Source organism: uncultured Aquimarina sp. (assembly GCF_947500065.1).
In the GTDB taxonomy this organism is placed as follows: Bacteria; Bacteroidota; Bacteroidia; order Flavobacteriales; family Flavobacteriaceae; genus Aquimarina.
Genome location: NZ_CANMQT010000001.1, coordinates 14767 through 40684 on the forward strand (window position 1 = coordinate 14767; position 25918 = coordinate 40684).

31 protein-coding genes are annotated in these 25918 nt (G+C 32.3%); 17 read left to right on the plus strand and 14 right to left on the minus strand.

The window, feature by feature from the left end; all coding sequences use genetic code 11:
- Window positions 1-40: 40 nt before the first annotated feature.
- Complete coding sequence (locus Q0975_RS00070) at window positions 41-952, plus strand: universal stress protein (protein WP_299431272.1); 912 nt, start codon at window positions 41-43, stop codon at window positions 950-952.
- Window positions 953-1074: 122 nt separating this feature from the next.
- Here Q0975_RS00070 and Q0975_RS00075 read toward each other — a convergent pair whose 3' ends face one another.
- Window positions 1075-1302, minus strand: coding sequence for a hypothetical protein (locus Q0975_RS00075; RefSeq protein ID WP_299431274.1), 228 nt, complete (start codon window positions 1300-1302; stop codon window positions 1075-1077).
- A 326-nt stretch (window positions 1303-1628) separates the two neighbouring features.
- Here Q0975_RS00075 and Q0975_RS00080 point away from each other — a divergent pair, with 326 nt between their 5' ends.
- From Q0975_RS00080 to Q0975_RS00145, 14 genes are all read left to right on the plus strand, one after another.
- The gene (locus Q0975_RS00080) at window positions 1629-2477 is read left to right on the plus strand and encodes a universal stress protein (protein ID WP_299431276.1); all 849 of its coding nucleotides are present in this window, start codon (window positions 1629-1631) and stop codon (window positions 2475-2477) included.
- 12 nt (window positions 2478-2489) lie between these two features.
- The gene (locus Q0975_RS00085; protein WP_299431278.1) at window positions 2490-3407 is read left to right on the plus strand and encodes a universal stress protein; all 918 of its coding nucleotides are present in this window, start codon (window positions 2490-2492) and stop codon (window positions 3405-3407) included.
- Between the two features lie 44 nt (window positions 3408-3451).
- Window positions 3452-4303 carry a universal stress protein gene (locus Q0975_RS00090; RefSeq protein WP_299431281.1) on the plus strand — a complete coding sequence of 284 codons (852 nt, stop codon included), beginning with the start codon at window positions 3452-3454 and terminating at the stop codon, window positions 4301-4303.
- Window positions 4304-4431: 128 nt separating this feature from the next.
- Entirely contained in the window at window positions 4432-5280 is an 849-nt protein-coding gene (locus Q0975_RS00095) for a universal stress protein (protein ID WP_299431284.1), read from the plus strand.
- Between the two features lie 68 nt (window positions 5281-5348).
- Window positions 5349-6200, plus strand: a complete 852-nt coding sequence (locus Q0975_RS00100) for a universal stress protein (RefSeq protein ID WP_299431287.1) — start codon at window positions 5349-5351, stop codon at window positions 6198-6200.
- A 12-nt stretch (window positions 6201-6212) separates the two neighbouring features.
- Complete coding sequence (locus tag Q0975_RS00105; protein ID WP_299431290.1) at window positions 6213-6635, plus strand: hypothetical protein; 423 nt, start codon at window positions 6213-6215, stop codon at window positions 6633-6635.
- A 36-nt stretch (window positions 6636-6671) separates the two neighbouring features.
- Window positions 6672-7514: a restriction endonuclease gene (locus Q0975_RS00110; protein ID WP_299431293.1), complete on the plus strand. Its 843-nt coding sequence runs from the start codon at window positions 6672-6674 to the stop codon at window positions 7512-7514.
- Window positions 7515-7527: 13 nt separating this feature from the next.
- Complete coding sequence (locus Q0975_RS00115; RefSeq protein WP_299431296.1) at window positions 7528-8898, plus strand: MBL fold metallo-hydrolase; 1371 nt, start codon at window positions 7528-7530, stop codon at window positions 8896-8898.
- A gap of 335 nt (window positions 8899-9233) precedes the next feature.
- On the plus strand, window positions 9234-9647 hold the full coding sequence (locus tag Q0975_RS00120) for a hypothetical protein (RefSeq protein WP_299431299.1): 414 nt from the start codon (window positions 9234-9236) through the stop codon (window positions 9645-9647).
- A gap of 102 nt (window positions 9648-9749) precedes the next feature.
- A complete protein-coding gene (locus Q0975_RS00125) occupies window positions 9750-10193 on the plus strand; it encodes an Hsp20/alpha crystallin family protein (RefSeq protein ID WP_299431302.1) in 444 nt (147 codons plus the stop codon).
- An 81-nt stretch (window positions 10194-10274) separates the two neighbouring features.
- Window positions 10275-10718, plus strand: coding sequence for a hypothetical protein (locus Q0975_RS00130; protein WP_299431305.1), 444 nt, complete (start codon window positions 10275-10277; stop codon window positions 10716-10718).
- Between the two features lie 11 nt (window positions 10719-10729).
- Window positions 10730-11242, plus strand: coding sequence for a hypothetical protein (locus Q0975_RS00135; protein WP_299431309.1), 513 nt, complete (start codon window positions 10730-10732; stop codon window positions 11240-11242).
- The gene (locus Q0975_RS00140) at window positions 11235-11906 is read left to right on the plus strand and encodes a hypothetical protein (protein ID WP_299431312.1); all 672 of its coding nucleotides are present in this window, start codon (window positions 11235-11237) and stop codon (window positions 11904-11906) included. The genes Q0975_RS00135 and Q0975_RS00140 overlap by 8 nt, the downstream gene beginning before the upstream one ends.
- The gene (locus Q0975_RS00145) at window positions 11887-12891 is read left to right on the plus strand and encodes a 2-hydroxyacid dehydrogenase (protein WP_299431315.1); all 1005 of its coding nucleotides are present in this window, start codon (window positions 11887-11889) and stop codon (window positions 12889-12891) included. Before Q0975_RS00140 ends, Q0975_RS00145 begins: the two co-directional genes overlap by 20 nt.
- Here the strand turns inward: Q0975_RS00145 and Q0975_RS00150 are convergent.
- From Q0975_RS00150 to Q0975_RS00170, 5 genes are all read right to left on the minus strand, one after another.
- Window positions 12880-13293 carry a DUF6691 family protein gene (locus tag Q0975_RS00150; protein WP_299431318.1) on the minus strand — a complete coding sequence of 138 codons (414 nt, stop codon included), beginning with the start codon at window positions 13291-13293 and terminating at the stop codon, window positions 12880-12882. The genes Q0975_RS00145 and Q0975_RS00150 overlap by 12 nt on opposite strands.
- 4 nt (window positions 13294-13297) lie before the next feature.
- Complete coding sequence (locus Q0975_RS00155; RefSeq protein ID WP_299431321.1) at window positions 13298-13855, minus strand: YeeE/YedE thiosulfate transporter family protein; 558 nt, start codon at window positions 13853-13855, stop codon at window positions 13298-13300.
- Between the two features lie 82 nt (window positions 13856-13937).
- Entirely contained in the window at window positions 13938-14408 is a 471-nt protein-coding gene (locus Q0975_RS00160; protein WP_299431324.1) for an isoprenylcysteine carboxylmethyltransferase family protein, read from the minus strand.
- Window positions 14409-14523: 115 nt separating this feature from the next.
- A complete protein-coding gene (locus tag Q0975_RS00165; protein WP_299431327.1) occupies window positions 14524-15594 on the minus strand; it encodes a hypothetical protein in 1071 nt (356 codons plus the stop codon).
- Between the two features lie 287 nt (window positions 15595-15881).
- Window positions 15882-16085: a DUF2892 domain-containing protein gene (locus Q0975_RS00170; protein ID WP_299431330.1), complete on the minus strand. Its 204-nt coding sequence runs from the start codon at window positions 16083-16085 to the stop codon at window positions 15882-15884.
- 281 nt (window positions 16086-16366) lie between these two features.
- On the opposite strand from Q0975_RS00170, the gene Q0975_RS00175 reads away from it, so the two are divergent.
- Window positions 16367-16975 carry a bifunctional 2-polyprenyl-6-hydroxyphenol methylase/3-demethylubiquinol 3-O-methyltransferase UbiG gene (locus Q0975_RS00175; RefSeq protein WP_299431333.1) on the plus strand — a complete coding sequence of 203 codons (609 nt, stop codon included), beginning with the start codon at window positions 16367-16369 and terminating at the stop codon, window positions 16973-16975.
- Window positions 16976-16977: 2 nt separating this feature from the next.
- Here the strand turns inward: Q0975_RS00175 and Q0975_RS00180 are convergent, their stop codons facing one another.
- The 8 genes from Q0975_RS00180 to Q0975_RS00215 form a co-directional block, all read right to left on the minus strand.
- A complete protein-coding gene (locus tag Q0975_RS00180) occupies window positions 16978-17622 on the minus strand; it encodes a Crp/Fnr family transcriptional regulator (RefSeq protein ID WP_299431336.1) in 645 nt (214 codons plus the stop codon).
- A gap of 49 nt (window positions 17623-17671) precedes the next feature.
- Window positions 17672-18115 carry a rhodanese-like domain-containing protein gene (locus Q0975_RS00185; RefSeq protein WP_299431339.1) on the minus strand — a complete coding sequence of 148 codons (444 nt, stop codon included), beginning with the start codon at window positions 18113-18115 and terminating at the stop codon, window positions 17672-17674.
- Window positions 18116-18118: 3 nt separating this feature from the next.
- Window positions 18119-19531, minus strand: a complete 1413-nt coding sequence (locus Q0975_RS00190) for a rhodanese-like domain-containing protein (RefSeq protein WP_299431342.1) — start codon at window positions 19529-19531, stop codon at window positions 18119-18121.
- A gap of 125 nt (window positions 19532-19656) precedes the next feature.
- Entirely contained in the window at window positions 19657-20454 is a 798-nt protein-coding gene (locus tag Q0975_RS00195) for a sulfite exporter TauE/SafE family protein (RefSeq protein ID WP_299431345.1), read from the minus strand.
- A 67-nt stretch (window positions 20455-20521) separates the two neighbouring features.
- Window positions 20522-21154, minus strand: a complete 633-nt coding sequence (locus Q0975_RS00200; protein ID WP_299431348.1) for a Crp/Fnr family transcriptional regulator — start codon at window positions 21152-21154, stop codon at window positions 20522-20524.
- On the minus strand, window positions 21154-21957 hold the full coding sequence (locus Q0975_RS00205; RefSeq protein WP_299431351.1) for a patatin-like phospholipase family protein: 804 nt from the start codon (window positions 21955-21957) through the stop codon (window positions 21154-21156). The genes Q0975_RS00200 and Q0975_RS00205 overlap by 1 nt, the downstream gene beginning before the upstream one ends.
- Window positions 21954-23375 (minus strand): cardiolipin synthase, encoded by a 1422-nt coding sequence (gene cls / locus Q0975_RS00210; protein ID WP_299431354.1) that lies wholly within the window; start codon window positions 23373-23375, stop codon window positions 21954-21956. Before cls ends, Q0975_RS00205 begins: the two co-directional genes overlap by 4 nt.
- Before the next feature lie 22 nt (window positions 23376-23397).
- Complete coding sequence (locus Q0975_RS00215; RefSeq protein WP_299431357.1) at window positions 23398-24234, minus strand: universal stress protein; 837 nt, start codon at window positions 24232-24234, stop codon at window positions 23398-23400.
- A gap of 522 nt (window positions 24235-24756) precedes the next feature.
- Here Q0975_RS00215 and Q0975_RS00220 point away from each other — a divergent pair.
- Complete coding sequence (locus tag Q0975_RS00220) at window positions 24757-25866, plus strand: helix-turn-helix domain-containing protein (RefSeq protein WP_299431360.1); 1110 nt, start codon at window positions 24757-24759, stop codon at window positions 25864-25866.
- The last annotated feature ends 52 nt before the right edge of the window (window positions 25867-25918 follow it).

Genomic DNA, 25918 nt, shown 5'->3' on the forward strand with positions numbered 1-25918 from the left:
GACAATTTAGTTTTGGCATATCACCATAATACTATCAATGATGAAAAAGATTTTACTACCTACAGATTTTTCAGAAAATTCCTGGAACGCTATTGACTATGCTACGGAACTTTTTAAAAATGAAGCCTGTACTTTTTATCTTTTAAATGTCTATAACAAGATTATTTATGAATCTGTGCACCTTTCTGACATCTCATCCGAACGTAATATAGAAAATACGGTAAAAGCTAATGTTGTCAATAATCTCGAACATCTTAAAACATCCTTATTATATACAAGCCTTAATCAAAAGCATCAATTTGAAACCATTGCAGCGCTAGGCTCTTTAATAGATGTAACAGAAAATATTGTAAAATCTGAAAAAATTGACCTCATTGTTATGGGTACTAAAGGGGCAACAGGAACAAAAGAAGTATTCATGGGCAGTAATACGGTGCGTATCATTAACGCTATCAAAAAATGTCCTGTTTTGGCAATCCCAGATGGTTTTACTTTTATAAATACGCCTAAAGAAATTACATTTGCTACAGATTTCACTCACTTTTACAGTAAAGAAGAATTACAACCATTATTGGATCTGGCTACATCCTTTAACGCAGCTATCAGAATCGTTCATGTGCAACAGGAAGAAGGAACCCTAACCGAAGAGCAAAAATTTAACTTAGGAATGTTACAAAAATATTTTAAAGGCATAACGTATTATCAACATACCTTAACCAAAAGTGATTCCGTTTCAAAATCACTGAAGATTTTCACTGAAAAGCTTGACATTTACTTACTGGCAATGCTAAATTATTCTCACAGTTTTATAGATAAACTTACCAGAGAACCAGTAATAAAAACCATTGCATTCCATACTCAAATACCTCTGTTGATAATACCGGAATTAGGTATGAGCGCTGCTTTTTCTAAAACGGTTAAACAAGATTCAAAATTAGAAGGAATTCGATAAAAAGACTTGCCATAACATACTTATAAAATCAACAACCTCGGAGCAAGCTCACGAGGTATGTTTCCGAAACCATTATTTTGTTTTCAAGGCAAGTCTTGGGGAATTAAACCCTCAACGAGGAATTAATCTTGATCTCTTGCTATTGGTCGATCTTCATAAAAATCTTCAAAAGTTTTATTTGTACTATACTTATCAGTAAGAACTGTGTATACCATTAGTACAACCAGTATCTGGCCAAAACAACTAAGATAAAATACCCAACTAAATTCAATATTCATTATTGCCATAATTGTAATTAGCAACAATAATATTGAAGTAATACCTATCATCATCATTCCTGAAATTCTCATGTTTTGTAGTTTTTATAATTTAGTTCAATTGTTGGTTGATTACTTATTAAATAATTAGAGTCCCTTCTCCTTGAGAGAAGGTCAGGATGAGGGGATTCATATACCAAAAACCCTCACCTTAATCCTCTACCAGAAGGAAAGGAAACCATAAATTTGATAATAAGATATAGACAACAATTCAATTATCAGCAACTACTTTAATATACAGTTTTTCTCTCATTATTACTCTTAACAATTAGCTAAAATAAAGTTGTTGCTGACAAAAATCATAGTTTCTATGCTTGTAGTTATCTAGTTTTGAGTAAACACTTAATAATAGCTGGATAATGAGAAAAATATTGATCCCCACAGATTTTTCAGAAAATGCGATGAATGCGATTCGATATGCCGTAGCGCTATTTAAGTATGAACGGAGTGAGTTTTTAATTTTTCATGCCTATGCGGATGAAGTATATGACCATAATACATCTGTGTCGCGAAAAATGCTGGAAGAACTAAAAAAAACAGCTCATAAAAACTCTGAAGCAGAATTAGCCAAAATACTTTCATTAGTAAATGAACTATCTCATAATCCTAGACATGAATACAAAACTTTATCAGTTTTTGGCACACTCATAGATGAAGCGAATGATCTGGTGGATCAGAAAAATATTGACATACTAATTATGGCCACCAGAGGCAAAACGGATGATCGTAAACTCACCTTCGGAAGCAACACCTTACAAGTACTTAAATACGTAAAATGTCCTGTTCTGGCAATCCCTATGGATTGTAAATATGTTCAGCCAAAAAAAATTCTTTTCCCTACGGATTATATGTTACCCTATAAAAGAAGAGAATTAAAATTACTAAGTACATTGACTAAAAGTTTTAGGTCTTCTATTAACTTTTTACATATTTCTAAATATAAAAAACTGTCCCTACGGCAGGAAGACAACAAAGCCTTTTTAGAAAAATGTTTATGCGATACAGACGTATCTTTTCATACTATAGATGAAACGGATATTACCACTGCTATCAACCGATATATTGAAAAAAATGAAATAAACATGCTAGTTATGATAAATTCCAGACATTCATATCTGGAATGTGTACTATATCAATCTACAATTGACAAGATTGGATTACACATTAAAATACCATTTCTAACTATGCAAAACTTACACCGAAACTAAAACAATGTAATTATGAAACGGATCTTATTACCTACCGATTTTTCTGACAATGCATTTAATGCTATACGATATGCACTACAATTTTTCAAGAATGAAGAATGTACATTTTATCTCCTTCATACTTTTACACCTGTGTCCTATAATGTAGGATATCTTATAGAGAATCCTATGCCTTATGGAATGGAAGATATCGCTATGATGAATTCAAAAAGAGATATCGAACGCACAGAAGCAAAAATAAAAGAGGAGTTCAACAACCCAAAACATAGTTTTGAGAGGATTTCGGCTTTTAATATGTTGATTAATGAAATTAAAGACACCGTAGATCGCTATAACATCGATCTGATAGTTATGGGTACTAAAGGAGCTACCGGAGCCAAAGAAATTTTTATTGGAACCCATACTATGTATACTATAAAAAAAGTGAAGTGCCCTGTCTTAGCGATTCCTTCTGACTTTGAATATGAAAAACCTAAAGAGATATTATTCCCAACGGATTATCATCTTAGTACTACTAATAAGTATCTGCCGTTAATCAAAGATATATGTAACCAACATACTGCAAGGCTTCATATGCTTAATGCTTACTATGGTATTCCTTTAGATCAAAATCAAAAAGAAACAAAAGATTTTATAGACACTTATTTTGAAAAAAACGCTCATGTTTTTCACATTGCAGATGGCATGGATGTGATTGAAGCGGTAGAAGATTTTCAAAAAATGAATATCATAAACTTGCTGGTTATGGTTCATAACAAACATTCATTTTTCGAAAACTTGTTATTCAAACCGGTAATAAACCAAATAGCATATCACACCAACATTCCTTTTTTAGTAATTCCATCAGAAAAGAGAATCGGATCTAGCAAACAAGCTAATCCTACTGATGAAAAAAGAAAGAAAAAAGAGGATGAAGGTTTAGCTGTCTAACAAAAATAAGCATAGTCCTAACGTATATAAATACTAGCTAAAAGATGAAAAAAATACTGGTAACAACAGATTTTTCTGACAGGGCCTGGAATGGACTTGTATATGCAATCGATTTATACCGTGATATCCCCTGCGAATTTCATATACTTAATACATATGATCTTAATTCGGTGCGATTAGTTACCACGTTAAGCTCGCAAAAAGTGGGATATTTTTACGAATCTATTAAGATAGAATCAGAAGAAGGGTTAAAAATGACTTTAGAAGATATCAATAATTCTCAGCCTGCTGAACATCATTCTTTCAAAACCGTTTCAAAATCCGGTATCTTGACAAAGATTTTACAGCAAATGACGGAAAAGAATCAATTTGATCTGATTATAATGAGCTCTAAAGGAACTACAGGATCAAAACAGATTTTTCTGGGAAGTAGCGTAAAGAAAGTATTAGAAAATGATTTTCATTGTCCCATTCTCATTATCCCTGAAGATGCTTATTTCGAAGGTATTAAAAATATCGCTTTCGCAACAGATTTCGAACGAATATACCATAAATTCGAAATTAAACCCATTATTGATTTAGCAAAACGCAACAATGCTACTGTGAGAATGATCCATGTCTATGATGAACAAAAACTAAGCCCAGTACAACATTATAACTCTACAACACTGGAAAACTTTTTTAAAAACGTAAGGTTTGATTTCCATGTAATGCCCGAATTTTCAACTATAGAAAAAGGAATACAAGCCTTCATAGAAGAACTGGAAATAGATCTGTTAACAATGATCAAATATGAGTATAGCTTTATTCAGCGTTTAATAAGAGAACCGATCATAAAAAAAATAACATTTAATACTAAGATTCCTTTCTTAGTTATTCCCGCAGATCATATTTAAAAAAATGAAGGTCATTTAATAAACAAACTTACAATATCATACAATTCTCTTATTGATATGAGGATTGTCATAGTATTCCTGATTTTTTGGAAATAGTTTTATGATATAATTTCTAAAACTTAAAAACCATGAAAAGAATACTTGTTCCCACAGATTTTTCAAATAATGCATACAGTGCTCTTTTTTATGCTACACGATTATTTCAGGATCAAGCATGTAAATTTTACATCTTAAACACTTTTAAGGTAAATACTCCGGTTTTAACAAGTAGGATTGATACTAGCAAAGGAGATTTATTATATCAAAAACTGAGTGCTGAGTCTAAAGATTCATTAACACAAATATTTCATTCAATTACTAGAGATACCGATGACCTTAACCATACTTTTGAAGCTATCTCTGTTTCTAAAGACTTAACAGAAACAATTCATAAAACTATCGAAAGGAATAATATAGATCTGGTGGTTATGGGTACAAAAGGTGCTACCGGGACTGCCAGTCTTTTTATGGGAAGTAATACGGTTAAGGTTATTCAAAAAACTCATAATTGTCCCGTTTTGGTAGTTCCGGATGAGTACGATTTCGAAAAGCCGATGGAGATCGCTTTCCCAACAGATTTTAGACGATTTTATATAGCAGAAGAATTAAAACCATTAATAGATATTGCTTCTTTGTTTGGTTCTAACATAAGAATTTTTCATATCCATGAAGAGGAAAAGCTAGATGAACTACAAGATCATAATTACAATTCTCTAAAAAAATATCTTAAAGATTTTACACATAGTATTCACTGGATATCCAAACTTGATCAAAAGTCTAAACTTATTAATGATTTCATTAACCAATTAAACATCAACTTATTAGTGATGGTCAATTATCGACATAGTCTTATAGAAAGTATAACTCATGAGCCAGTCATCAAAAAGTTGGGATTTCACGCATCAGTTCCTTTTCTGGTAATACCGGATGCTAGCTGACAATTATCATAGTTTTTAACAGAGAATGATCATACATTTAAACTGTTAATCCTTAAAAACCTATTCTAATGAAAAAGAAGATTTTATTGCCAACAGATTTTTCTAAAAACGCATGGAACGCTATGAGCTATGCTATTGAGCTTTATAAAAATGAGGAATGTGATTTCTACGTCCTCAATGTTTTTAACGCTACAGGCTATGCATTAGAAAGTATGATGGTTCCTGAACCGGGAGAAAGAATGTATGAAGAAGCTAAAGAGAAATCAGAAAAAGGGCTTGGTAAAATTTTAGAACGACTTTCTTTTAGAGACCAATATACAAATCACAAGTTCTTTATGGTTTCACAATTTAATAGCTTACTCGAAGGGATTAAGGATCTCGTAGATAAACAAGACATAGAAATGGTTATCATGGGAACTAAAGGAGCTACTAATGCGGGTGATGTCATCTATGGCAGTAATACTGTTTTAGTAATGGAAAAAGTAAGAAACTGTCCTGTAATGGCAATCCCAGAAGATGTAATATATACAGAACCTAAGGAAATTGTATTCCCTACAGATTATGAAACACATTTTAAACGCAGAGAGCTACAATACTTGATCGAAATTGCCAAAATTAGTAATGCAGCGGTTCGTTTTCTTCACGTCTCCAATGAAGATACCTTAAGTGATGAACAAAAAAGTAATCAAAAATTATTGAAAGAATATTTTGAAACTATACCTCATACATTTCACACCTTGCGTAATGTGGATGTAAAAGGAGGACTCAGTGCTTTTGTAGAAAGTAGAAATAGCGACATGATCACTTTTATAAATAGGAAACATAGTTTCTTTGGGAGTATATTTTCTAGACCCATGGTTAAAGACCTCGGATACCATTCTAAAGTGCCAGTATTAGCGTTACATGATATTAAAAATTAAAACCTACTAGTTATGAAAAACACAGGAATATGGATGGATAAGGAAAAAGCCTATATCATCGACATAAAAGAAAATAAAGAAGACATGATCACGATTTTTTCCGAAATAGAAGATTATCGTATTCACGGAGGTTCAGGAACACGTTTTAAAGGTGGACCGCAAGATGTAGTTCAGGATAGTAAATACCTAGAGCGTGAAAAGAATCAGTTTAAAACATATTTTAAAAAAATAATTCCTTACATCGAAAATGCTGATAAGATTGTAATTTATGGACCCGCAGAAGCCGGTGAAAAATTCCATAAAGAATTAGAAGAAAATTATAAGAAAATAGGCAAAAAAGTAAAAGCCGTTCTCAAAGCAGACAGTATGACCGAAAATCAAACAAAAGCTTTGATTCGGGATTATTTCAAGAATTATAAGCCACATATTTTATAAGAATCCTCCAATAGCAATCTGTTTAGTTTTAAATCTATGAAAAAGCAGGATTTCGACATCCTAAAATCTTCTGGAAAAAGAGTGAAGTTCTCATTAAGGAAATTGCAGAATTCACTCAGAAGAAGTGGGGCAGATGATAAAACTATTGAACATATTATTGACACCGTTAGAGATGAATTATACCAAGGCATTTCTACAAAGGAGATTTACAACAGAGCTTTTGCCTTACTTAAAAAGCAAAAATCTGTTTTTGCTTCGAAATACAAACTCAAAAAGGCTATTTATGAATTAGGGCCTACTGGTTTTCCGTTCGAGAGCTTCGTAGCGGCTATTCTTAAGCAATCTGGATATCAAGTCAATATTGGACAAATCATATCCGGCAAATGTGTTTCTCATGAAGTTGATGTAGTTGCTAAGAAAAATACAGATTATATTGTTATTGAATGTAAATTTCATAGTGAAGAAGGGCGTAATTGTAATGTTAAAATCCCTTTATATATACACTCCAGATATCAAGATATCCTTAATAATTTTGAAAATAAAAAAAATAACCTGATTACCCCTAATCAAGGATGGGTAGTGACGAATACTCGGTTCACAAAAGATGCTATCCAATATGGTGAGTGTGCGGGTTTATATTTACTGAGTTGGGATTATCCAAAAGCTAATGGCCTAAAGGACAGAATTGACCGCTTAGGATTATATCCAATCACTGTATCTACACTCCTTACTAATAGAGAGAAACAGTTTTTATTGAGTAGGGATATTGTTTTGTGTAAACAGCTAAGAGGAGATATGTTTTACCTTGATCATTTAGGCATTTCCGAAAAGAGAAAGCAAAAAATACTGGATGAAATAAATAAGTTATGTAACGAATAAAAAGGATCTTCTTATGTCACTGGTCAAAATTCATTTTCTTGGAGCAGCAAAAACCGTAACAGGTTCAAAATTTTATATAGAAACACCACAGAAAAACATTTTAATCGACTGTGGAATGTTTCAAGGTATTAAAGAACTACGAGAGTTAAACTGGAAACCTTTTCCGATGGATACTTCTGTAATTGACACAGTGCTGCTCACTCATGGACATCTGGATCATACTGGTTATTTACCGAGATTAGTTAAGCAAGGATTCCGAGGCGATATTATAGGAACCGCCCCTACTCTGGCAATTACAGAAATTATTCTAAGAGATAGCGCCAAAATTCACGAAGAAGAAGCCGATAAAGCAAATAAAGAAAGGTATTCTAAACATGATCCAGCTTTACCATTTTATACCCTAAAAGATGCAGAAAAAACATTGCAATATTTTAAAACCAAAGAAAAGGACAACTGGATTTCATTGTCAGATGATATTGAATATAGATTTAGATATAACGGACATATTATAGGAGCTTGCTTTATAGAATTGAATCTTTTTGAAAAAACCTTAGTATTCTCTGGCGATATAGGAAGACCTGACGATGTATTGCTTCAAGCTCCTGAAAAACCAACATGGGTAGATTTTCTTTTTATGGAAAGTACGTATGGTAACAAACTGCATCCAGATCAAGATGTAGAAGAGAAATTAATCCAATTGATAAACGAAACCTTATACAAAAGAGGAACACTTATTATCCCATCTTTTGCGGTAGAACGTTTACAGACATTGATGTATCTTTTATGGAAGCTATATCAAAAAAACAAAATCCCGAACATTCCCATCTTCGTGGATAGTCCAATGGGCAATAATGTGCTGTCAGTATTTGAACAATTTCCGGATTGGCATAAACTACCAATGAAAGACTATTACGCCATATGTAATCATATTAATATTGTTACATCGTATAAAGAAACATGGGAAACAATTGATGATCCCAGACCAAAAATTGTAATTGCAGGTAGTGGAATGGTTACTGGAGGCAGAGTTTTAACCTACCTAAAACAACTTATAGATATTACCACCACATCTGTTCTTTTAGTAGGATATCAAGCAGAAGGAACTCGTGGCAGACAATTACAGGATGGAGCCCATGAAATCAAATTGTATGGTAAATATTATCCGGTAAAAGCGCAAATACATCATATAGAAAGTCTGTCTGCTCATGCCGATCAATATGAATTGCTTGATTGGGTCAGTAAAATTAAAAACATCCCGGAAAAAGTCTTTCTTATTCATGGAGAACCATCTGCTTCAGAAGCATTTAACATTAAATTACGAGATACTTTTAATTGGAACATCCATATTCCCAAACTCAATGAAGTTCAAGAGATTATTATCTAAACTCTATTGAAAATGTGACCATTGTCATTCTTTTTCTCTTCAATTTTTAAGTAGTTTACTTCTGTATAGCATAGCTAATCAACCCGTTGCGTATTTTGATTTTTTTTATTCAAAATTCTTCTATTCGAGTGTTTCGACTGAAAGAAGAAGTATACTTCGACAAGCTCAGCAGAGCTATCGAGAATAGGATTTTGGATCAAAAAAGCTATTCTCGATACAATTTTCCTCCATTACATTTTGGAAAATCACTCGAATTGACGCTTTTCTTTAACATTTCTTTCATAATGCACAACAGGCTAATCAAACTACTTGTAATCTTTAAAAAAAATAAAGCCATGACAACCAAAATAAATACAACAAACAAAGATCTTAAAGATATCCATTTCGATACGCTAGAATCAAAATCTAGCTTACAGTTTATTGAAGATGAAGTATTATTTATCAATCAGTTACTACACTCCTATGTTTTCGAACCAACAACTCCCAACCTTTTTGAACGCTTACAGGAATTTAGACTTGAAATTGAAAGAGTTAAAAAGGAAATAGATACACTACACGAAGAGATACGAAAACACGAAAACGAATTGGGTGGAATGCTAGAATGTGATACCATTTCCTGCGATCACTATTATTATGAAGAACACGAATCATTAAAAAAACGCTTTAATGATTTTTACAAGAATTTCCGCAAGCTAAAATCTGAGGTATTTAATTATGCAGGTGGTATTCTAAAAAACAATAAAAAATGAATTCAATAAGAGGTAAACTGATAATTATCATTTTTTTCAACTTGTTAAAAACCTACATTTAAAATACTTAAATAGAATACTAATAATTAAAACCTAAACATTATGTCAATAATTAAATTTAACAAAAACAGGTTCCCATGGTTCAATGATAGAGTTTCTAATTGGATGGATACTGATAATTTCTTTGCTGATGATTTCTTTATCAAAGACAGAAACTTACCTGCAATGAATGTAAAAGAACATAAGAATGATTTTGAAATTGAACTTGCAGTTCCTGGGTTTTCAAAAAAAGATATCGAAGTAACCATGGAAGATGATGTATTACACATCTGTGCAGAAAAAAGTAAGGAAGAAGTAGAAGAAGATAAGGATTACACTCGTAAAGAATTTAACTATAGTTCTTTTGACAGAAAGTTACAATTACCTACTAGTGTAGATCAAAACGAAGAGGTTAAAGCGAAATACAAAAATGGTGTTCTTACACTCAATCTATTGAAAAGAGAAGAGATAAAAGAACAACCTAAAAAAGTAATCGAGATAGATTAACCTCATGCATGGTGGCAGGAAATAATTTTGGGGACTTATTTTCTGCCATTATCAAAATAAATCGAAACTAAAAGTCAACCCATGAAATCAAAAAAACCAAACATCAAATACGTAGAGTGGAAAAGTGCAGAAGAATTGCATGAAGCTTCTCTTATTTGGATTTCAGAGTTAAAGTTCATCAAAGATGAGCAACGTTTTCTGAATGATCTTATAGAAAATTACACCATGCAATTGATCTCAGAAAAGACTTTTGAAAAAAGTAGCAAAATAATTAATGAACTGAATCTAAAAAGAAAAGAGGTCAATCCTTTACTAAAAAAGGTAATAAAACACTGTAACGAGCTTACCATACTCGTTGACGGCATTGATCAACCGGAAGAAGAAAAAAAGTACAAAGAAAATCATCAAGAATTATTAGTCGAAGTAAGTGCTTATTTTGATAACTATAAACAGACCAAAAGAAGGATTTTTGATCTTATCAAAACTATTATCAAGACTGGTAAACAAAAACGTTTATTAAACTAACCGCAATCCTTTTGATTAGAATATTTAAAAAAATATTATTAATTCTTGTAGCGCTCTTTATAGGATTCTGGGCTTGGTATGAGTACACCTATTCTATGGATACTGTTATCCCTTTTGAAATAAATAATTCTAATGCTAAAACAAAAGTTTTGATAGCTTCTCAAGGCAGCAAGTTCAAGGATTCAGTAGTTAAAGGAATTTTAAAAAACTATGAGAAGGATTCGATTTATTTTAAAGTAATTGACATCTACACATTATTTACTGTAAACCTTGATAAATGGGATGCACTGCTATTTATTAATTCTTGGGAATATGGCAGTCCGCCCGGAAACGTAAAAAAGTTCATAAAAAACAATCCTGAACAATTAGATAAACTCATTATTTTATCTACTGTGGGAAGTAGTCATATTACTCTAAAAGATGTAGATGTGATTTCTGGAGAATCTATTATAGAACAAGCACCTAAATACACAGAGATTATGGTACATCAACTTAATCAAATAATAAAAAGAAACAATGAATAAACTAAACACATCTATCATCTTAATAGTTGCAGGGTTGTTAATGAGTTGCTCATCCAGTGAGCTTGTCGAGGTATGGAAAAATCCCGACATTGATAGTTTTGAAGCCAATAAGGTATTAGTGATAGGAATGACCTCTGACACAGATGGGAGAAAAGTATTTGAGAAGAAACTTACCCAAGCACTTAAAAAGAATGGAGTGAAATCAGAAAGAAGTCTTGATTTTTTCGAAAAATCATTTACCAATTCACCAAAAACGGTGGAAGATTTACTAGCCATGGAAGGCAAACTTCAGGAAGCTGGTTTTGACGCCATTTTACTATCCAAAGTATTAGCCATAGAAGACAAAGTTACTGTCGTACAAGCCTATCGAAATCTGGATAAAGATTTTAAAAGCTTTAAAGATGACTATTATCAAAATCAAGACATTTATTACGAAGATGGATATTATTCAGCATATGAAATATATCATGCCGAAACATCTCTGTATTGTATATGTCCAGATAAAGAGAGAGAATTAATATGGAAAGGATCCATAGATATCACTGAACCAGAAAATGTAAAAAAAGCCGTAGGAGATTACGTAAAAGTATTGATTTGGGCATTAAAAGGACAAAAACTCTTAATCGTTGAAGAAGAACTGTACAATGAAGATATTGATATATAGTGCCAAAGATTTTGAAATACCATTTCTGGAAAAAGCAAATAAGGATGTTTATCAGATCAAATATATTCCTGAAAGACTTACCTCTAAAACAGCAATGCTTTCTTTAGGATTTAATGCTGTATCTATTTTTTCTGCAGATGATGTTTCCTCCAAAGTTTTAGAGTTATTATATGATTTCGGTGTTCAATACATTGCAATACGCGCTGCAGGTTATGACAATATACATCTAAAAACTGCTCAAAAACTAGGAATCAAAGTAGCAAATGTGCCAGAATACTCTCCTAACGCCATTGCAGAACACGCTGTGACACTATTATTGGCTTTAAATCGTAAAGTGATTTTATCCAATCAACAAGTAAGTAATTATAATTTTTCACTGAGCAACCTTGTAGGGTTTGATGTAAACAACAAAACCGTTGGAATTATCGGAACTGGTAAAATTGGAAAAGTACTTGCTAAGATTCTGTATGGGTTTGGATGTAAGATCATAGCTAACGATATCTACGAAGATCAAAAATTTGCAAAACAATATGATATCAATTATGCAGAACTCTCCGAGCTATGTCAGAAATCTGATATCATTATGCTAAGTGTACCTCTTAATTCACATACACATTATATGATTAATTCCGATCTCATTCGGTTGATGAAAAGAGAAGTTTTTATTATTAACATTGCTAGAGGAGCTGTCGTAAATACTTCAGAACTGCTAGAAGCCTTAAAATGGAATAGAATTGCTGCCTATGGAGCCGATGTTTATGAATATGAACATAGTCTATTTTTTTATGATCGTTCCAAAACGAAACCAGATGATCAATTATTACAACAATTAATTGACTTACCAAATGTTCTCATTACACCTCATCAAGCTTTTGCAACAAAGGAAGCCCTCACAAACATTGCAGAAACAACTATTTACAACATCAATTGCTGGCAACAAAACAAAGCTTCTAAGAATGAACTGACCAGAGAATTAGTGGGGTAATTTATCTTTTAGTAAACCATATAGAAATGTTCCTAAAATTGAAGCTGCAATTACAATTAGGATCGGAAAATATCCAGCTCCTGCTAAAACAAACATGGGGCCAGGACAAGCTCCAGCTAGCGCCCAACCCAAACCAAAAATAATTCCCCCAAATATATACCGACTAAAACTTTTTTCTTTGGGCGTGATAATAATTTCATCTCCAGAAAAGGATTTAATCTTACGCCTTTTAATCAGTTGAATTCCAATAATACCAAGTCCCACAGCAGAACCGATGATTCCATACATATGAAACGATCCAAATTGAAACATTTCATAAATTCTGAACCAAGAAGCTGCTTCAGATTTAAACAGAACAATTCCGAAAAAAATACCAATTGCTAAATATATAATTGTACGCATTTATTTAAAATATTAAGGGAAATATTATATGTATCATTACCAAACCACCAATAAAAAAACCAACAACAGCAATAAGAGATGGCAATTGTAAATCACTTAAGCCGGAGATCGCATGACCAGAAGTACAACCTCCTGCATAACGCGCACCAAAACCAACTAACAGCCCTCCTATCATCAGGATAACTAATGCTTTCGGATCATCAAAAACATCTTTAGAAAATAACATATCGGGCATGTAAGCGTCACCTGCATTAGTAAATCCTTTGGATTGAAGATCTGTGACTACTGTTGGATTTAAATCAACAACAGTATCATTAGACAAATAATTTTCAGCGATAAAACCACCGATAATAACTCCCAGAACAACGACAAGGTTCCATTGCTGTGCTTTCCAATCAAATCTAAAAAAACTTGTTGTTTTTCCCGCTCCGCAAATGGTACATATCGTTCTAAGGTTAGATGACATACCAAATTTTTTACCCACCATTAGTAGTAAGAACATCACAAAAGTTATCAATGGTCCTGACACATACCATGGCCAAGGTTCGTATATCCAATTCATTAGCTTTTTAATTTTCTACAAACAACGTGTATTTTATAAGAAAAGTCAGTAACTTATGTTACAATTGAATTATTTTTCAATTTTAAAAAGTAAGAAACGAGAAAAATCGTGGTAAAAAACGCCCCGTAGATTCTTTGTATGTTTTATACTCCTCAAAAAAGACAAGTAATTTTTTTTCTTCATACCTGGATTTAAAATGAAAAAACACATAAATAGCAGTAGCAACAATCAATTTAAAAACGGAATCTGTATAAAAGCCATATCCAAATACGACACATAATATTCCTGCATAAATTGGATGCCTTATAAATTTATAAAGACCCGTCTGAATCAATTCTGAATTCACCTTAGGGCTCGGAAAAGGAGATAAATTTTTATTGAGTTGTATTAATGAAATCAAAACAATTAAAATACCCAAAATTAAAACAAGTAAACCCATCTTATTTATCAATGATGGCCAATTGACTTTTAAAATCAACATTTCAAATACATATACCAAAAAGAGACCAAACTGAATAAATACGAATACAAAATCTTTAGTTTTTAATTCCATAAAATTATTATAAAACGGCTGTACTATTGCATTATAAGTAATGATACTAAAACAAACCCCATCTTAAACTATGAAGATGGGATTTGTGTAATAAACTTCTTTTTCATTAATAAGCTTAGTACCTCAGCACTCCAAAAGGGTTTAGACCAGAATCAAAATCGGATATTTTCCTCAACGTTCCATTTCTTCTTAATTGATAAAAAACAACCTTAGTAGCAGTACCTCCAGAATGAGATAAGAATACGATATTTCCTCTTTTATTTACGGCAAGGTTATGTGGAGTATTAAAATCGGTATCAATTTCAGAAATTACATTATTATTATTACGACCTATCACTCCGATCTTGTTATCTGCAATTCCGGTTGTCAAAACAAATCTTCTACTATTAGCGACTCCATGTGCAGAATTAAAGGGAATGACTCCTAATTTATCCAAATTAAAACGGCTAAACACCGTAACACTATTATCATTTTGAGCAGGAACGTACAATTTAGATCCCACTGGCAATAGGTGCGCATCTCCTCCTACCACTTCGTGTTTAATGTATGCTAGCGTTTGCGTATTATACATGATTACATAACTTCTGTCGGGTCCATCTAAGACGGTTACATACGCCGCATAACCACTCGGAGAAATTGTTACATCGTGCTGCACTGCATTCTCAGTAAGTTCTGGTATTTCATCAACAGGAAGTGGAATGTTTCTTATTACCGTATTTGATTTTAAATCAATAACTGAAGTAGATTTTGAAACTATATTATTAATCCATAACTGATTAACACGATCGTTAATCCACATATGGAATGCGCCTTGTTGAATTTCAATTTCTCCTTTAAGTTCAAAAGAATCTGCATCATAATATAAAACTTTGCTATTTGCAAAATCGCCTATATAAACACTATTATTTCTTCTACTGTATGCAAGGTATGTAGGTTGTGCTCCTTCATCCGGAAGCATAATCTCCTGGACAAATTTGGTGGTTTTTGCATCAAAAACAGTAAAAGTAGAAGATCCTCTATTGGCGACAAGAAAAAATTCATCATTGTGATAACCAAATTTAGCATCAGATACTTGAGTTTCTTGATGTAAAGCGTCTTTTTCTATTTGATTTACTTCGGTTTCACATGAACCGAATACCAAAATTGCGATAGCTACGAAAGCTACTCTTAAAAACATTTTTTTCATTTGTGTGTATATTTAAGTTGGAATTATTCATTACTTAAGGTTTTAGGTATAAAAACATTCAATAAACTTACTATGACAATATAATTTTATAGAGTTTAGTAACTAACAACATATAAACTGAAAATCAATAGATTAAGTTTAATGTTTATATCAGTTCGAGCGGAGTCGAGAACAATTGACTGTTAAAAATAGGCTTCGACTCCGCTCAGCCTGACATTATTATTACAGAAATAACTATCTACAGACCTCAATAATTTTGTATGTATCTGATTTACAAGTTCGGAAATCTATTTAACCTTACACGTATTTAGTCCTACGATAGCATACAAAGGACAAAAGCTAACAAAGCTTGTAAGTACAAATATCACAGAAAGTCCTACTAGCACATACCCCAAAGTGCCTTGTATAACTCCAGTGAAGTACAATATACCAATCCCAATAGCTGCTAGTATTCTTATAATGCGATCTAAACCGCCCATATTCTTTTTCATATACTTATATATTTTACGTTAAAAAAATTCAATAATTAACACTACTCCAGCCACAATACTCGAACATATAACACAGATAATTAGTAATTTAAATCCTTTATGCATGCGTATACGTTATTTTGTTTTAGGTTTATTCATCAACACATACTAGATGGCTAACAATTAAGTATCTTGAAATAAATTATTTGAGTATTGTTTTTATTTTCTCAAATTAGTGTGAAACAAATTTATTTAAGAAAATCAGTAAAAGATGTGACAATTGTTACAACTAAGATTGTTTTATGAAGCATACAGAAAAACTAAGAACAGCACTAGGAAATATAGATATCTACTTATTAGATCAAATATTAAAAGATCGCTATTCGCAAAATGATAAGATACTAGATGCTGGTTGTGGAAGTGGTAGAAATATATATTGGTTTTATAAAAATAGATTTAATGTATATGCTGTAGATAAGGAAATTGAACAGATCGAATACTTGAAACTTACGTATCCTGATTGGAGCGATCAGTTTAGTAATGCTTCATTAGAACAATTGCCTTATGATGGTGATTTTTTTGATCATATCATTTGTAGTGCAGTGCTACATTTTGCTACAAGTATCCATCACTTTAAAACTATGTTTTCAGAACTCTTACGTGTATTAAAACCTTCCGGAACCTTATTCATAAGGATGACTTCTGATATTGGAATTGAAAATAAAATAACTCATATAGGAGAAGGCGTTTATAGATTAGGTGATGAGTCTGATCGATTTTTACTTACTAAAGAGTTACTATCTCTACTAATGGAGGAGCATCAATTATCATTCTTAGAACCTTTAAAATCTACTAATGTTCATGACCTTAGGTCTATGTCTACTTTAGTGCTTCAGAAAAATGGTAAATAAGATTAACCTTTATCAATCAGTTCTATCGCACCTTGTTTTAAAACTATAAAACCTTCTTGTTCCAGTTTTTTGAGTAATCGTGATATCACTTCCCTAGAAGAACCTAAATCATAGGCGATATGCTGGTGCGTAGTATTTAGCGTATTACGTCCTTTTAACTTTGCCTCTTTTTTTAGATATTCTAATAACCTTGTATCCTTATTAGAAAATGTTAGTATTTCTATGACATTTAATAATTCTTCGAATTTAATATTGAAAAGATCATAAATAAACTCATTCCACTTAGGATACTTTTTAGCTATGGCAAGTGCTTTATCTGCTGGGATAATGACAACTTCAGAATCCTCTTCGATAACTGCCTTTACCTTGCTTGTTTCATTCTTTACCAAAGTGGTTACAGACATTACACAGCTTTCTCCTGGTTTTATATAATATAACAATACTTCATTTCCGTGAATTTGCTCTTCTTTAAATACTTTTGCCAAACCAGAAATAAGTAATGGAATTACTTTTACATATGCTCCTTGTCTTAAAATTACGGTCCCAGCATCAAAGGTATGAACACTACTAATTGCTACAAGTTCTGCTTTTAATTCTGGCATTGTTGCCAACTTTGGAAAGTACGTATCTAGTGCTTTTGAGATCAATAGGAACTATTTTTCACTAATTTAATCAATAATTTATCTCTATGTGAGGCTATTTTTTCGGATTCTCGATCCAGACTTTATATCCTCCTTTAAAATCATATATTTTCTTGAAACCTAGCGTTACTAGTAACTTAGCAGCTCGATGACTTCTCCAACCAGAATAACAATAGATATAAACAGGTTTTTCTTTATCTAGTTTTTGGAACGCTGCAGTGAATTTTTCTTTATCCGCAATACCGATATTAATAGCATCATCAATATATCCTGCATGATATTCTTTGGGAGTACGTATGTCCACAAACTGAACATCTTTGTGTAGCACCTTTTCCTTTATGGTATTGATATCTACAATAATGATTTTATCATTTTCTTTTATAATATCGGATTTTTGATTTCCAGATATTTGCTGTGAAAAAACTCCTGAAACGCTAAATAATAACAATATCAGATATAGATTAGGTTTTATTAACTTAGAATTTACTGGATATATCATACATTATTTTAGTGTACTTGGACATACATACGCTGTAGTTTCTATACCAGCTTTCTTCATTGCAGAAAAGCCACCAGCCACATCAATAATATTATGAATACCTCTACTTTTTAATATAGATGCTGCAATTACAGATCTATATCCTCCAGCACAATGTATATAGAATGATTTGTCTTCGGGAAAATCATTCATATAATCATTGATAAAGTCTAAAGGCGAATTTTTTGCTTTATCGAGATGTTCAGCAACAAATTCACTTTCTTTTCTCACATCAAAAATTGCTACTTCTTCAGCGTTCAATTTATTTTTAAGTTCTTCTGCTGTTATTGATGATAAGGTATCATAATCTTTTCCTGCTTTTTTCCAGGCTTCCATCCCTCCTTCTAGATATCCTATTGTTTTATCAAACCCTACACGAGATAATCGAGTAATCGTTTCTTCTTCTTTACCTTCTGGAGCAACTAGTAAAATAGGTTGCGCTACATCAGCAATCAAAGCGCCTACCCAAGGTGCAAAACCACCTTCGATTCCGATAAATATAGATCTGGGAATATGTCCTTTTACATATTCGTTTTGATGTCTTACATCCAATACAATCGCACCTGTTTCGTTTGCTAAAACCTCAAATTCTTCTGGCGATAATGGTTTGGTTCCTCTTTCCAAGACTTCGTCTATATCTTCGTATCCTTCTTTGTTCAACTTTACGTTTAAAGGGAAATATTGCGGAGGAGGTAATAAACCATCGGTCACTTCTTTTACAAATTCTTCTTTGGTCATATCTGCGCGTAACGCATAATTCATCTGCTTCTGGTTTCCTAAAGTGTCTACCGTTTCTTTCATCATATTTTTACCACAAGCAGAACCTGCTCCATGAGCGGGATATACGATTACATCATCGGCCAAAGGCATAATTTTATTTCTTAAGCTGTCAAATAATGTTTCTGCCAGTTCTTCCTGAGTCATATGAGCCGCTTTCTGTGCTAAATCAGGACGCCCTACATCACCTAAAAACAAGGTGTCTCCACTAAAAATAGCATGATCTTTACCATTTTTATCTCTTAGCAAATAGGTTGTACTTTCCATAGTATGACCTGGAGTATGTAATGCTATTATTGTAAGATCACCCAATGTAAACTTTTGTCCGTCTGTAGCAATAGTAGCTTCAAAAGACGGATTAGCATTGGGTCCATAAATAATCTCTGCTCCAGTTTCTTTAGCTAGCGTAACATGTCCACTCACGAAATCTGCATGAAAATGAGTTTCAAAAATGTATTTAATTTTTCCGTTATCGTTTTTTGCTCTTTCGATGTATGGCTTTACTTCTCTCAGCGGGTCTATAATTGCCACCTCTCCTTTACTTTCTATATAATAAGCACCTTGTGCCAGACATCCTGTATATATTTGTTCAATATTCATACTTTCTATTATTTCTATTGTTCCCCGAAAATCGAGGTAATATATTCTTTTTTGTTTTCTAAAATACTACTCTAATTATCTTTTTACAGTAACAATTGTTACAAAATACAAAATCAAAGTTCTACTTACCCCAATTCCTTTATAAGTATGTAAATACCCATTACTAAAACGAACCAGCCAAACCCTTTTTCTAGTTTCTTACCTTCTATAAAATTAGATATATACATTCCTATAAAAATTCCGATAATAGAGATTCCTGTAAATGATATTAGAAAAACCCAATCTATTTCTAGATTTTCTACATCTCCTATAAAACCAATCAATGACTTAATCGCAATAATTAATAATGAAGTTGCTACCGCTTTTTTCATAGGTAATCTTGCGAATAAAACCAAGGCTGGGATAATTAAAAAACCTCCACCTGCTCCAACAATCCCTGTTAAAGCTCCGACCAAAAAGCCTTCTCCTACTATCAAAGGATAATTATAGTTAACTATCGTTTCCTTTTCTAGGGATTCTTTTCTATTTTTTATCATAGAAACTGAAGCCATTAACATGATCATTGCAAAAAAAACCATAATCCCAATATTCTTAGTAATCGTAAATTCCACAATTGAAAAAAGCTCATCAGGTATCGCCGGAACAAAAAACCTTCTAGTAAGATACACCGCAATAAAAGCGGGGATCGAAAAAACAATAGCAGTTCTAAAGCTAACCAATCCTTTTCTAAAATTTCTAATCGCTCCTACTAATGCAGAAGACCCAACTACAAATAATGAATATGCAGTAGCAGTTACGGGATTGATATGCATCAAGTATACAAAAATCGGCACTGTCAATATAGAACCTCCACCACCTATTAAACCTAATACAACTCCAATGGTCAATGCTCCAAAATATCCCAGAACTTCTATTATTTCCATCAATTATTTTTTTTGACAAAAATAACGTCAGAATTATGTGATCACAGTAACATTAGTTACATAGGCTTTAGAGACTTATAACTGTAATATTATTTCGATTCAGTTTTATCTTGCCTTCTACCTCTAATTTTTTCAATAATCTTGATATTACTACTCGCGAAGTATGTAAATCATACGCAATTTCCTGATGTGTATTATGAACTATAGTATCGTTATTGACTTTGGTTTTGTCCTTCAGATATTTTAGCAATCGTTCGTCCATATTAAGAAAAGCAATGCTATCAATAGTTTCTATAGCTTCCATCAATCTTTTATGATAACTTTCGAAAACAAAATTCCTCCAGGATTTATACTTTGCTGTCCATTCTTCCATTTTTTCCACCGGAATCATAATAAGCGTAGCATCTGTTTCTGCAATTGCTTTGATTTCGCTTTTATGATGACCGATACAACAAGATAAGGTCATCGCACAGGTATCTCCTTTCTCTAAAAAGTAAAGTAATAACTCATCTCCTTCCTGATCTTCTCTCAATATTCTAATCGCTCCATTTATAATTAAAGGCATGGATTTAATATAACTTCCTGGTCGTATGAGTTCCATTCCTTCTGGAATCTCTTTAAAAGTTGCTACACTATTGATTTCTTCTAATAGTTCATTTTCAAAAAGATGCCCATAATTATTCTTAAGTTCTTGAATCATTATTGTAATTGTTGTTTTTGATTCTCAAAATATAATGCCAGTTGTTGTTTTGCTTCTTCATATCCTAAATCAAACATTTTATCCACATTACCACCACTAAAAACTCCATAATTTGCCAATTTTTTTGGCTGAATTACAAGATCACAGTTTTTAAATTTTATTTCAGAATTTGACATCTCCTTTAAGTAATATGCACGCTGCATCACACTGTAGGAGTTTTTAAAATCTGTGATTTTAGGTTGTTTTATGGGTGTAACATCAATACCTATGATAATATCACAATCTTTCTGTATCGGTGCAATAGGAAAGTTATCTAAGATCCAACCATCAGAATATAATTGATCTCCAATTTTTATTGGAGAAAATACTCCAGGAAAAGCCGCTGAAGCCAATATAGGTTTAATTAATTCTCCCTTATCAAAAACGGTAACTGTACCTTCTACCAGATTGGTAGCGGTTACAAATAGTTTTTTATCCAGGCTTTCGAAAGAATTCTGTGGTAAGTACTTAATAAGATCATCATAGAATTTTTCTGAATCCAAAAATCCTGCTTTTTTCCTAGTAAATCTATTGAACTTAAACAAAGGAGTATTGCTAAAAAAACCTTTCATTTTCTCTATAGAATTTCCCGCAGCGTAAAATGATCCTACAATTGCTCCCGCACTTGTACCTGAAATAACATTGGGAATTAACCCTGATTCTTCTATTGCTTTTATCGCTCCGACATGGGCAACTCCCTTAAATCCTCCACCAGAGAGTACCAGTCCAACATTTTTTGATGTCTCCATTTCTTTGTGTTTCATAGAATCGGGCTAAAAACTTTAGCCATCCCTTCTTTCAGTTTCTCTATCCAAGATCTATTTACAAAAGTAGCATAGTTTAACTGAACACTTTGTTTACAATCACTTAAAAAATCATTCTTTAATTCAATTGCAAAAGTATCATCATATATGATCACATTTACTTCATAATTCTGTTCAAAACTTCTGATATCAAGATTCGTAGTACCTACGGAAGAAACGGTATCATCAACAACAATCGTTTTACTATGTAAAAAACCATCAGAAAATAAATAGATTTTAACACCAGCCTCCATCAATCCTTCAAAATAAGATCGCACACACCAACGAACAATTGTACTATCAGATATATCCGAAAGTAACAACCTTACCTCCACACCACTTAAGGCTGCAACTTTTAAAGCTTCCAGAATAGCTTCTCCAGGAATGATATATGGATTCGCGATATAGATATAATCCTTAGCTTCATTTATCAATGAAAAATATAACTGTTGCGTGGCAGAAAAATCTTCATCCGGACCACTATGCACTGTTTGAGCAGTCATAGTTCCCATTTTTTTATAGGTCGTAAAATATAATGGACTTAAAATATTTTCCTTATTACTTACCAGATACCAATCCATGACAAAAATCGCCTGTAAACTATGTACAACAGGTCCTTCTAATTGCAAATGCATATCATGCCAAATTCCTAAGGTAGGATCACCGGTCACATATTTATCAGAAATATTAATCCCACCAGTAAAAGCAATTTTATTATCTATTACGATGATTTTTCGATGGTTTCTGTAATTAATCGAAGATAAAAACTTACCGAATCGAACAGGTAAAAAACTATAAATCTCTACTCCTGCTTTCCGAAGTTTTTTAATATACTTTTTGCTTAGAGACTTGCTCCCGATTCCATCATAAAGGATACGTATCTGAACTCCCTCTTTTATTTTTTGTGCAAAAAGTTCGAAAAGTCCTTCTGCTAATTCTCCATCTTCAAAAATATAATATTGTAAATGAATAAAGTCTGTCGCTTTCTGTAGGCTTTCGAATATTGCCTGAAACGTAGCGTTTCCATTTTTAAGAAGTTTCAGCTTATTTCCTGCACTAGGCGCAAAACCGCAGTTTCTGATAATGAGTCTGATTAATTTTTGATGCTCTTGGTATTCCTCCTCCGTTACAGCATCATAATGGCTTTCTGCTTTTTTTAAATAGGTACTAATGTCATCAGTTCTTTTAAGTTTAAACAGCTTATTTTTTCTTCGGTTTCGACCTAACAACAGATAAAACAACATTCCACCAACAGGAATTGTAAAAATAGCCAGCATCCAAGCCAAGGTTTTGGTTGGACGCATTCCATATACCAGGAGTTTAATGACAATTATAGTTCCAGTCAAAAAGTATAGGATAAGAAAAGTAGCATATACCATCTCCTAGTAATTTTCTATTACATCAATTATGCATAATAAGTAAGGGAACTCTGGTACCGTAACTTATTTTGGAAGTCTCAGAACCACTAAAGAATCGCTCCAGAAATGTTTCTCTTTGGATAAACATCGCATTCATATCGACATCCATAATTTGCACGAAACTATTGATGGCAAGAGCTGTAGGAACATTGGTAATAGAATGAAAGGTATGATTGATGTCTTTAAAAAAATCTTTTAGATGTTTCTTATCATCAAATTCTGCTATCGTAACTGTTTCGTCTTCTTTTATCTTTAGAATCCTTAAAGAGGCTTTAAATTTGATCAATGTATCTACTAAGGGTTCAATATTTTCTGTAGTGAAGTGGTCATTATAATCAATGGTATACAATATTGTTTTTAGCCCCTCAAAAACATATCCTTGAGGAATCACGAGTACCGGACAATCGATCTTACGAATTACATTAAGTGTATTACTCCCGAAAACGACTTCTCTGGCACCTGTCGCTCCATTAGTACCCATAACGATGAGATCAATATTTTTTGATTTTACAGCCTGTTTGATCGCATCCGTAAAAATATCATAATCTGTAAGTGCATGAAACGTATAATTCTCGTGTAGAATTCCGTTTTTTAGTTCTGTTATCAATGTATTGAGTTGTTCCTTAGATCCTTTTAAGACGGATTGATGAATAGAAGTATTGGCGGGAGCAGTCATGAGATCATCCGTCATATAGTTAGAAGCTTTTTGCACATTCAGCACATAAAACGTACAGAGCTCGTTTTTGAAAAACTCGAGTGCATAATCAATGGCATTTTTTGCATTTTCTGAAAAGTCAGTAGGAAGCAGGATATTTCTCATTGTCTGATGATTTAATATCATAAAAGTACTGCTGCTTCTGCGGAGGAACTATGATATTTGTCAGCTTGGTTTGTGAATGTGGGTGAGAAGCATGGTTGATGATTAGTGAATTATGATTCGAACCGATAAGTCATACCAGAACTACTTACAATATTCAAGTATATTCAACCGATGATAAGAATGTCCTTTTTGTACCGGTTAGATTTGCAAAAAAACTTGTAAATGGCATAAATAAATATCAAAAAAAGTAGATCTATTTTATTATAATGAGGAAATACATAGGTTTTGGAATGATCCTAACTATTGGAAAAGAGTTCAATAATTTCTTTTAGAATAATCATTTAGTAGTACTTCTTACACATGTTTTTAAGGCTAGATATAACAAAAAACGATAAATGATACATACAAGACACTTTATTAATTCTTAATTATATTTGAAAGACTAACTACACGTAAAAAGATAAATTCTCTGAAAAAATTTTTATCTAAAAAGTTAGATAGTTAAAATATAATTAAGAATTAATGATAGACACATCTTTAGATTCAACAAATTTCTATTTTTTAATTGCTATTTTTCAAGGAATAGTACTGTCGTGTATTATAATATTTCGCTCGAGAGATAGCAAGCCAAATCTATTTTTTGGCTTACTTGTATTTTTGTTCTCACTTTCACTTTTACATTTAATTTTAGAAGAATCTATTCATGCTTTCAACTCAAAATTTCCGATTCCCATGGAGTTTAGCCTGGCATATGGCCCTTTGGCTTATTTTCATGTAAAGTATATTAAAAATCCTTTAAGAACATTTAGTTGGAAGGATGTACTTCATTTTTTGCCCTCTTTGCTTTTAGACGTTATTTTTTTTTTGCTGCTTTTTACCTATGTTAGATTCAATCTGGATTGGGCAAATGAAAATATCACTTTGATTCAAACGATTGCTCTAGTGTTGGGATTATTTGGGATCGTACAATTGGCAACCTACACCTACTTAATTTATCGTGAATCAGTAAACATGAAGCCTGTATTACCAGGATTTGAAAAGGTAAAAACATGGCTTAGACATCTAATTTTATCCTGGTGTTTACTTGTTGGCTTTTTATTGCTAGCTATTCCTATTGCATTATTTTTTATAAAAAAATTGGATACTAATTCTTTGTATTTCTACAAGCCACTTGGAGTTATTTTGGGACTCTTCATTTACATTTTAGGATATTTATATTTATTAAAATATCTTAAGGTTATTAAAAACTATAAAGATCGAGTAAGAAGAATTCATTTTTCTAAAAATGAATTTAATGAAAAGAAAGAAGAGTTACTTCATGCATTAACCAAAAATCAGCTTTATAAAGATTCTGAACTTACAATACTTAAACTGGCAAAACACCTTGACTGGCCTGTTAATAATCTCTCAAGAATCATTAATGACACACTTCATACAAATTTTACAGATCTTATAAATAGCTACAGAGTGGAAGCGTTTAAGCAAAAGCTAATTGAGAGTGATAGTGATAAATACTCGATTTTGGGTTTAAGTGAAGAGGCAGGCTTTAATTCTAAGACTTCTTTTTATAGAATTTTTAAAAAAGAAACCGGAATGACCCCTTCAGATTATGTAAAGTCTTTACCTAAATAGTTCCAAATGACGATTTGAAACTAACTTAATTATGTTATCTATTCTTTGATAA